This window comes from Novosphingobium sp. 1529 (assembly GCF_040544855.1).
In the GTDB taxonomy this organism is placed as follows: domain Bacteria; phylum Pseudomonadota; class Alphaproteobacteria; order Sphingomonadales; family Sphingomonadaceae; genus Novosphingobium; species Novosphingobium capsulatum.
The window spans coordinates 1-9,754 of sequence record NZ_JBEPKW010000025.1 but is presented as its reverse complement, the minus strand read 5'-3'; the positions used below and the strand labels follow the sequence as shown (position 1 = coordinate 9,754).

The window sequence follows — 9,754 nt, the reverse complement described above, 5'->3', positions numbered from 1 at the left end:
TCAGGACATGAAGCGGGGGCGGTGCCATGGGTAGTTTGAATCATCGCCTGCCCCCACGCGCAAGCCCTTTTTGCCAACCACCTGAGCAGTTACGCAAATGCAGCGCGAAGGCTTCAAGGTCGCACGTTGCACGGTCGAGCGACTGATGGCCGATCTGGGCTTGCAGGGTGTAATCCGCGGCAAGCCGGTCAAGACAACCGTGAGCGACAAGGCTGCGCCGTGTCCGCTCGACCAGGTCAACCGACAGTTCCATGCATCCGCGCCTAACCGGCTGTGGGTATCTGATTTTACTTACGTTTCTACCTGGAACGGCTTTGTCTACGTGGCTTTCGTAGTCGATGTTTTCGCCCGTTATATCGTGGGCTGGCGGGTCAGCAGGACTGCCCACGCCAGCTTTGTTCTCGATGCCCTTGAGCAGGCAATCCATGATCGGCGACCTGTTCATCGTGGGGGCCTCATCCATCATAGCGACCGTGGATCCCAATATCTTTCAATTAGATACACTGAGCGCTTGGCCGAAGCCGGGATCGAGCCATCCGTGGGAAGCGTAGGCGATTCCTACGATAACGCCTTGGCCGAGACGATCAACGGTCTCTATAAAGCTGAGGTGATCCACCGATGTGGCCCGTGGAAATCCTTCGAAGCGGTGGAATTCGCTACACTGAAATGGGTTTTCTGGTTCAACAACAAGCGCTTGCTTGGACCGATCGGTAACATCCCGCCGGCAGAGGCCGAAGCCTGCTATTACGCTAGGCTGGACGAGCAGCCATTGGCTGCTTAATTTGATCAAATAGGTCTCCGGTAATCCCGGGGCGCATCAATCTTAAGTTATCGGATCGACGCGGGGTTGCCGACTGCCTTTCCCAGAGGCGGGACATCGTCCAACACGACGGAAGCAGCACCAATGACGGCGCCATCACCGATGTGAATGTTGCCAATAAGCACCGCCATAGCACCTATTGAGACTTTCGAACCGATAACGGGAACGCTATTTTGCGATCCATCGCGTGAACCTATTGTTACACCTTGCCTAAGAACACAGTATTCCCCGATGATACTAGCCGGATGCACCACAAGTCCGACGCCATGATAAACAGTTAACCCTTTGCCAATCTCAGCTTCTGGTGGAATGTAAACGCCCATTATATAATCAATTACTATCTTATATATAAATAATATTGGCAAGCAAAAAAATCCCGCCAAACGATTGCGATTATATAGTCGATGCAAATAGGCCGCGGTTCGATATGCGGTACAAATTATGAGTCCTTTGCTATTATTGGTATTGGCAATTATATCTGCCCGGATACTTTTTTTAAATTCAGCGAACGTCATAGGGCTAGCTTATTGTTAATTGCCAGATCATAGCGCTTGGCCATTACATGAAGGGCATCGCGCATGCGCTGGCGGTTCTCAAAGAATACGCTGTCTTGGCTAAGGGTGGGAGCCATACGTGCAACGCGCCCCAGAACCTCAGCTGCTCTTTCGACCCGCCGATCAGCGAGCTTAGATACGCATCGAGCTTCAATCTTAGCGGCACCAACCGCCACTTCGCGTATCAGTCGTTTTGCGACCTTGTAGCGGAGCTGAGTAGATAATGATTCTGCCGCTTGAGAGCGCTCAGCGTGCCGGGCGCACAGCTTATCTGCTGTCACCTGCTGTATCAGCATATCCTCCCCGTAAAGGCTAAGCGCGTTGCCTTTAATCACATCCGCCAAAGTGCTACCTGGAATGCGGTTTGGCTCATGCGTCATCTGCATAGACCAGCACCAATCATTCCACTTGAAACTATCCGTCGTCGGGTTCAGTGACGCAGCAATCCAAGGCGTTCGCAGTGTGTCCGCTACAATGGCGGCATGCATTGCATCAGCGATAACCAATTCTGCAGAGCGCAGCTTAACAAGAATATCTTTCGTATCCCAGCATGGATGAATGAAGTCAAGCCCAGCCAATTGACAGACTTCTTCCCATCTACCGGAAGCGACCGACATGTAATGTGGCATAAACGCGACGCCCTTCCGTGGGGCGGCCGGTGCCTCAGGTGTCAACTCTGGCAAGATCGACAGGAACATGGCGCCATCGGTAATCCCTTTCTTTGGTTCCAACCCCAATACGCGTGCTGATAATGGGCCGCGCACGGCTAAGACGTCCCAATTGTCCCCACCAAAATCGGCCGGCCGCGAGCCATAGCCGACACCGCTACCCATCACCACCCAGCGGCGATCACGGGGCATGCGGTGGTTGAGGATGGTGCCAATTCCGCTTAGCCAAACATCTTCGGCAGCTTCCTCACGATTTGATAGCAGGGCGTCCCAAATCCAATCATTCAGTGCATCGCCGAAATTTCCGTGATGAGCTTGAAAGTAGAAAAGTTTCATTTTTGGTCCTGCCTTGGATTACCGGTTGTCGCGAGAAGGGCGGGGCTGGTCAAATCCATTCCCTGTGGTGGGGGAGGGGGCACGAAACGAAGCTGACTGAGTATCGCCAGTGGCCAAGGATTTGTTGCGCCATAGATGCGTCCGCCTGAATTGAAACGGCTTTCGAAATATACTGACCCACCCATCGTCGCTGTGTTCGAATCAACGATGTAGCCGCCATAGCGTTGCAGGGCATGTCCGATGATCAGATCTGCCGGACGGGTCAAGCCCAGCCGCATCAAGGCTGCGTCATCCAGCGCTGGGTTCAACTGTATTCTGGCGCCCATCGGAACTGCAGCTGGCGACGTCATATTGACGCCGTCGGTGTTGCTGGCGGGGTATTGTAGCGCGCCAAAAGGAGACGTGGGCGCGCGGATCAGATCTTTCGGCCATGCAAGCGCAAGGGCATGATTAATCGTGCCGCGCTGCATCTCACTCTCACGGATCAAGCCGCCGCAGTAGTTCGACCCGGCTGCACGACCCAAACTGGGCAAATTGCGTCCAACAAGGGACCAACCTAGGCCTGTGAAAGAAGCAAAGCCGCCGGTCCGGATTGTAATGCCATTCGCAGTCTTTCGCGGCTGCCAAAAACTGAGAAAGCGCTTGCTGGGCACATCGACGACACAGGTCATGCCATCAGTGTTCCCCTGCTCCAATCGATAAGTTACCGCTTTGATCAGGGTGCTTGAAATTGGAACATGCGGAATTGCCCAATGCTGCCCGTTGCCATCTCTGAAGGCGAGGTCAGCATGCGATCTTTCCGTGCCATAGTCATAGATAACGTAAACGCCGGCGCTGCCCCAATTCATGTTGATTGCGTGACCGCGTGCGGCGTATGCGGCGATAGCTGCATCGGAGTAGCTGGTCTTTATAGTGCTAGTTATCGGGATATTCCATGGTGAATTAGCCGAAAACCACAACTCAGGAATACGCGCGTCAGCTGTAGTACCAGCCGTGTCGCCTGAGCGCTGCGGGCTGGCAGCGTCCGTGGCAAAAAGCAAAAGCATGATCGCAAAGCTAGCGTATTTCATAGATCACCGTATGACCCGATTGGCGGTCCGAAAATTTCCATGAGATGGATTGCCTGGTCTATCATCCGTGCTGTACTCCGAGTCGCGATCATTTTTTTGTTGCACATGGGAAATGCGAATTGCGCGATGCGTAATGGCTAATATTAGCATGATAATGGCATAAGTTATTGTGTCGAATAGCAAGTTTTGTGTAAAAGAAATAACTATAACATAAACCATTGCCATCAGCGCGCCAAAGCCATATTGCCAGTTTTGGCTGCGCTTTAACCTGGTTGCGCGTATCGCTTGATCAAACAAAAATATAATATACAATACAGCGATTGGATAGCCAAACTCATAGACCATCCGTACATAGTCGTCATGTGGAGGGCGGGATAATTTATCATTGCCCCATGGCTGTTCTGCCGAACCTGCTCCGTATCCGACAATAGGTGATAATGATGCTTGGCCAAGTAGCTTGGAGCTTTGATTAATTCGTTCAGAGAATGTGTCTTGTGATTGACCAAATTTATCAACTTCTTTCAAAGCTGTAAATCGTTGTACTACAATGGGTGATCCAACGAGTGTCACTACTAGTAGCATTCCAAAAAAGCGCTTTAGATTAATATGGCGAGAATATACCATTACGCCAATAATCACAGCAATAATGGCTGCAATCCAAGATCCTCGATTCTTTGAAAGCAAGATTGCCAAGATAAACAAGGCTAGCAACAACTTCATTTGTTTCTGGCCGGGCATCATTGCATAAGGAGTTATTGTGAATGCGCATAGGCACAGAAATATGCCATAAGCATTTGCATCGATGATTGTTCCTACCGGTCGAATGCCCGTCACGATTAAGTCGTGCGCATAGTCATAAGAATACCCAGTAAGGGACTGTATTAGACCGACCAAAAGTGCAGCAATAAGCGTCCAGATCAACGGGGTGGCTAGGCGCTGCAGATCAGTAGCGTTGCGAATTCCGGCCGATATACCAAAATATACGGCAATCGGCAGGAGGTGCTTCGTCATAGTATCGATCAGATTGCTAGGTGGACTGGGCGAAAAAATAAAGAATCCCAACGTGCTAATCAGCATGAAGATCGTTACGATGTAGTAGCTGAATATCGGAAGAGCGGGGGGCCACGCTCGTTGCATCACGATATAATGTATGCCAATGACTATCCACAATGCGAGGTAAGCTGGGACAAAAAATGGCATGCCCGCTAAGCTGGAAATGTGCAGATACGCGGCTACCGCAAAAGTGGCGCGGAACCAAATCAAGTACATAGTGGCCCATATGGGGCGTAATATTAAGGTCATCATGCTGAAGCAAAAGCAAAACAGCATGATTTGCAGCAGGGTGTCGAATTGTGCCATGACGATTTTATCCCCTGAGCCGAGTTAGTAGCCATCGCCCGACAGTTTGCGGCAAAAAGCTCATTGCCCAGATCTTTCCTTTGCGAAGCGGATAGCTTGACCAATTTATACGGCGCAGGGCGTTCCTCACGTCGCGTCCGGGTGAAGAAAACAGGTTCAGAGATGCATGAAATAATTCGATATGTTGGATATTGAGGTCAAGTGCTGGAGAAAGCTGGGCGTGTGGATGTTCTGTGCGAAACTGTCGTGCGTAATCGCGAAAAATCCAGCCAAATGGCGGACATTTATGCATTGCGCGATTAGATGCATCCATGCGATAGGTCACCTTCGGTGTGGGGTCGAAAGCTATAGGGTATTCGAGTGCTAAACGGGCCCATAGGTCGAGATCTTCGCCATGGGTAACGCCAGACCTGAAGCCCCCCAGCTTCCCTATAGCATCATGCCTCAGGCATACGCTAGAGGTGTAGAATGGTTGATCTCCTCGGGCTGCCGACAGGAAGTAATCAGGAATTACGCAGCGTCCGCTTTGTGCCAAACTCGGTTCGAGACGGTTCTGTATCGTCTGCCCGGCTGGGGCTTGGCGACGGTACCCGGTAGCGTATGCGCCACAGTTTGGAAAATCGGAAATGAGTTCGGCTAGTGTTGCTAGATAATCGGTGTCCCATTGGTCGTCGCCGTCGAGAAAGGCTACAAATGGGTTATGTGCAGTGAGCCAGCCGCTGTTGCGGGCTGCAGCTGCCCCTTGATTTTTTTGACGTATCAAACGGATGCGAGGGTCGTCAAACGTAGCAACGATTTCGCCGCTGCCGTCAGTCGATCCATCATCGATAACAATCAACTCAAAGTCACGATGCGTTTGCAGCAAGGCGCCGGCGATTGTCTCAGAAATTAAGTCCCGCTTATTATAAAGTGGTACGACAATGGAAAATGCGACTTTTCTCTTTGCACAGTGAGGCGTCGCAGATTGCATCTTGAGAATTCCTTGTGAGTAGTGTGTATTGCTCAATTGCTGAAGAAGTTCGAGATAAATCTTATTTTACATGCGCTTAACAACAAGTCGTTGCAACCCGGCAAGAGTCTTGCGCATAAATAGCATGAGAAAAAGGAAATAAATGCACGTTCCAGCAGATACTGCAGCTAGTATTTGCAGGAAGGGTGAGGGACTTGCCCAGATTTGTGCTACCCAAACCGTGCAGCCGACCAGCATGCCGCAGAGAAAAGCGGGCGACATGGCTCGGAAGTACTGTCGGTGAGAGATGCCGCTGCGGCGTGTGACTAGTGCCATAGACATTGGGAACATCGCATAGGCACGCAGCGTATAGCTTAGAGCCAAAGCCAGCAGGCCGAACTGGGCGGTCAATGCCAGTAATGGAATAGTGACAGCCGCATAGATCGCGGCCAGCTTGGTCTGTAGGTCTGGACGCCCTGACACGATCACGAAGGATTGATTGTAGACTCCCAGAGATTGCAGCGCTCCAAACGGCATTAGAACAGCCATAATTGTGGCGGCTTCTAGCCACTTAGGCCCAAATAGGATCAGTATGAAAGCCTTCGAAAGCCCGGACAATGCAAAAAACAGTGGGACTGTTACGATTGAGGTGAGGCTTATGACCTTGAGGAAGCGACTTTCAAAATCCTCACTGTTTCCGTCACGCATACGAGCGAAAACGGACAATGATACTTGGGAGAGAGCGGTGGAGATAATGCCATTGAAGGCGAATAGTGCGCGGCGCGCCACAGCATAGACGCCCGCAGAATGTGCGCCCAGTATGGTGCCGACGATGGCCATGTCAGCGTTGCTGACGCTGAAATTAAGTATGCCAGTGGCGACCATGTGGCGAGTGAAGCGGTATACATCCCGTACTCCGCTTGCGCTCACCGCCAGGCCAGGACGCCAGTTGGAAAAAATCCACAGCAGCGTGGTACCAATCATGGCTTGTAGCAGTGTTTGCAATACGATGGCATAGGCGCCAAAACCTGCAACCGCCATTCCAATCCCGCAACAGCCAGCGATCGCAACGGAGGACAGGGTCCGTATAGCCAGTGATCGCATCGCTAATGCGCGTGTCATCCACGCCTGTTGCACGATGCCCAAAGAGACTACTAGATTGGTGGTGGCCGCAACCAAATAGAGTAGCGGCAAGTGAATTTTACCCGTTAGTCTCCAATAAACGGCAGAGACTGCGGCGGTAACCAATAGCTGTAGAATGCCAAAAGCCACAGAAAGCCAAAAAGCACAAGTTTCCGCATCTTTGCTGCTTTTATCGCTTAGGCTAACGATGTAGCCGTTAATGCTCGTGGAAATAATGGATTGAAAAGCTTGATTTAAGATCAATGCAAGGCTGGCGTGGCCAACATCTTCAGGCTGTAGTATCCTCGCGGCAACAAAAAATACCGCGACTTGCGCTAATTGAGCGCCGCCGTTTTCTAAAGATGACCATGCAAAACTAGACGCCATCTTCTGGGTTGAAAGGGTGGAAATAAAAATTCTCCATCTATTCAATTTCAAATCAAGCGGTCAATATTTATTGAAATTTGTCTACGCTATGGCACAGCAAATTATTGTATGCATTGTGAAGCATTGCTTCATGTGCCGTAAGTGAGAAATATTCTTTGGCAATTGTGTGTGAATTTATAGCCATCGCTCTGCAAAGTTTTTCGTCTTGCGACAATATGGTCATTGCCTTGATCAGGCCATCAATGTCGCCCGGCTCGATCAAGAAGCCATTTTTTCCATGCTGTACCATTTCAGGGATGGCCCCCACCCGGGTGGAAATGACAGGCATGCCCATGGCCATGCCTTCGAGGATCGACATTGGCGCGCCTTCGGCATAAGATGGCAGGACTAGCACATGTGATTGGTTCATGACTTCGTCTCGGACCCTCCCCGTAACCCAGCCGCAGTAGCTGACTTTGTTGCCGAGGGCGGCCTGGTCGATCGCCGCATTTAGCTTCAGAATCTCGCCGTTACCGCCAATTTTTAGCGAGAATGGTGTGTTATCGCTTTCCATCTTTTGCGTTGCGTTAAGCAGATCGAAAACTCCCTTGCGCGAGCCGATGTGGCCTAGGAACAGAAATTTTCGTTCTGTAGACAGGTCGCGTTCGGGTGGTTGTTCCGGAACATTGACCGCATTGGGCAGGACAAGAATTGACTTGATTTGGAAAAGTGTTTGTAGATCGCTGCGCCATTTTTCTGAGAGGGCGATTACCAAATCAAAGCGCTGGATAAAGCGCCGGACAAGTGCTTGAGCCCACTTCGGCTGCTGGGCATATTCGTTTAAAAAGGCGGCGCCGTGAACATGTAGAATAGTTTTGCTGCGGGGCATTATCATTAGCGGTAAAGCTACCAACATCTTTCGATAAATGCTCGGAAAATCGCCGATATGAATCTGTATGATGTCAATTTGACGTGTGAGTCGTAACGTAAGAGTCTTGGCCAATGCGCGAAGGGCATGTATTCCCTTCTGAAGGGCATTCCCATCTCGATGTGATTCCACGAATAAAAATTGCACGGGCCAATTAGTAGAGTGCATGTAATTCGTCACGACGGTTGTAATCCCGCCTTTGGTACTGCCCAAGGGTGAAATATGACACACGGTGGCTGTGTGTTGTGACGACTGCATGCAAACCTCGATTCGCTATCGGACTGAATGTCGACGGGCGCTTTTGTGAAATTTTATGTAGAATTAAAATGAAAGAGGCGGATTGGAATAGCCAATTCGCCTCAATAGTCGATCGATTGGAAGCTTCGCTATCAGTTCACGCTTTTGCTCTTAAGCCAACGGTGAAGCAGTAAAAGGACAAATTTGGGTGCCAGAATAAGGTAGCGCCTCCAAAGCCGGCGTGGTTCGCTCAATAGGCGGTGCAGCCATTCCAAGCCCGATCTGTGCATCCAGTTTGGCGCGCGCTTCACATCGCCCGCGTAAAAGTCAAATGCGGCGCCGATACCAATGAGCGTTGCGCCGGGAATGCGCCCGACATGGTCCCGCATCCAATATTCCTGCTTTGGTGTGGATAGGCCAACCCAAACAATATCTGGCCTTGTGACTGAAATCTCCTCAGTAGCGGCGCGGTCTTCCTCTTGTGTCATGGCACCGAATGGCGGAGTACTCATGCCCACGATTTGCATTTCCGGATAACGAGATTGGAGCTCGGCTGCCATGCGTTCGGCAACACCAGGCTTGCCGCCGTAGAAGTAATGGCGTGCTCCGGTTTTTTGCGAAGCGTCGCATAGGGCTGCTACCAAATCGGCGCCGCAGACTCGGTCTACACCCTTGTGTCCGCGTGCTCGTGAGAGCCACACAAGGGGCATGCCGTCAGGGGTAATCAGGCCAGCGTTATCATGGATTTTTAGCAGGTCCGGATCATCTTGTGCGCGCATGATGCCATGGACATCGCGCACACAAATGTATTGCGCACTCCGTTGGCAATTCCAATTCAGAATTATCGACACTGCAGTTTGTATGTTTAAAATGCTGACAGGCACATCTAGGACGCGTGTCGCCGGAATTCCGGCTGCAGTCTTAGTCAGATAGCGATCGGAAGGAGATGCGCTTAGAAGTGATACTACGCCTATCATAAAATCACATGCTCGCATAAGTGAAAGTAAGCGTGAGCGCTAGTTCGTTTACGATACTCTCGAGTGAATGTCCGGAACGTTAGCATATGCGCTTTGTCACGCAAGGACTTATTGCTAAATTACGGATATTAAAGGGAAAAAGATTGCCGCACCGCAGCATAAATTTGCGATTGCATGAGGCGCTATGTCTGCAATTTGGTGTTTTATGACGGCGAACCAGCCGCTGAGCCAGTCGTAATGATCTGATCCCGGAAAACTGGATCGCTTGGAGTTAGAGCCCGATCCGAAAGTTGTTGAGCGATACCAGTATGTTGTGATTCACGCCGTCCTTGCGAGAAGATGGTGTGACCAATGGCATGGACTGATAT

The 9,754-nt window shown here is 50.8% G+C and carries 8 protein-coding genes and 1 pseudogene; 1 reads left to right on the top strand and 8 read right to left on the bottom strand.

Annotated features, from left to right (window positions below; all coding sequences use genetic code 11):
• Positions 1-94: 94 nt before the first annotated feature.
• A pseudogene (locus ABIC78_RS21200) lies at positions 95-781 on the top strand (IS3 family transposase); the annotation flags it as partial.
• Between the two features lie 47 nt (positions 782-828).
• Here ABIC78_RS21200 and ABIC78_RS21195 read toward each other — a convergent pair.
• The 8 genes from ABIC78_RS21195 to ABIC78_RS21160 form a co-directional block, all read right to left on the bottom strand.
• Entirely contained in the window at positions 829-1,335 is a 507-nt protein-coding gene (locus ABIC78_RS21195) for a serine O-acetyltransferase (protein WP_354491898.1), read from the bottom strand.
• Positions 1,332-2,378, bottom strand: coding sequence for a glycosyltransferase family protein (locus tag ABIC78_RS21190; protein ID WP_354491896.1), 1,047 nt, complete (start codon positions 2,376-2,378; stop codon positions 1,332-1,334). Before ABIC78_RS21190 ends, ABIC78_RS21195 begins: the two co-directional genes overlap by 4 nt.
• Positions 2,375-3,448, bottom strand: coding sequence for a hypothetical protein (locus tag ABIC78_RS21185; protein ID WP_354491894.1), 1,074 nt, complete (start codon positions 3,446-3,448; stop codon positions 2,375-2,377). The genes ABIC78_RS21190 and ABIC78_RS21185 overlap by 4 nt, the downstream gene beginning before the upstream one ends.
• A 3-nt stretch (positions 3,449-3,451) precedes the next feature.
• Positions 3,452-4,807 (bottom strand): O-antigen ligase family protein, encoded by a 1,356-nt coding sequence (locus ABIC78_RS21180; RefSeq protein ID WP_354491892.1) that lies wholly within the window; start codon positions 4,805-4,807, stop codon positions 3,452-3,454.
• A 7-nt stretch (positions 4,808-4,814) separates the two neighbouring features.
• Positions 4,815-5,777, bottom strand: coding sequence for a glycosyltransferase family 2 protein (locus ABIC78_RS21175; protein ID WP_354491890.1), 963 nt, complete (start codon positions 5,775-5,777; stop codon positions 4,815-4,817).
• 66 nt (positions 5,778-5,843) lie between these two features.
• Positions 5,844-7,310, bottom strand: a complete 1,467-nt coding sequence (locus ABIC78_RS21170) for a lipopolysaccharide biosynthesis protein (protein WP_354491888.1) — start codon at positions 7,308-7,310, stop codon at positions 5,844-5,846.
• 22 nt (positions 7,311-7,332) lie between these two features.
• A complete protein-coding gene (locus ABIC78_RS21165) occupies positions 7,333-8,340 on the bottom strand; it encodes a glycosyltransferase family 4 protein (RefSeq protein WP_354491900.1) in 1,008 nt (335 codons plus the stop codon).
• Between the two features lie 221 nt (positions 8,341-8,561).
• Positions 8,562-9,293 (bottom strand): WecB/TagA/CpsF family glycosyltransferase, encoded by a 732-nt coding sequence (locus ABIC78_RS21160; protein WP_354491886.1) that lies wholly within the window; start codon positions 9,291-9,293, stop codon positions 8,562-8,564.
• Positions 9,294-9,754 lie beyond the last annotated feature (461 nt).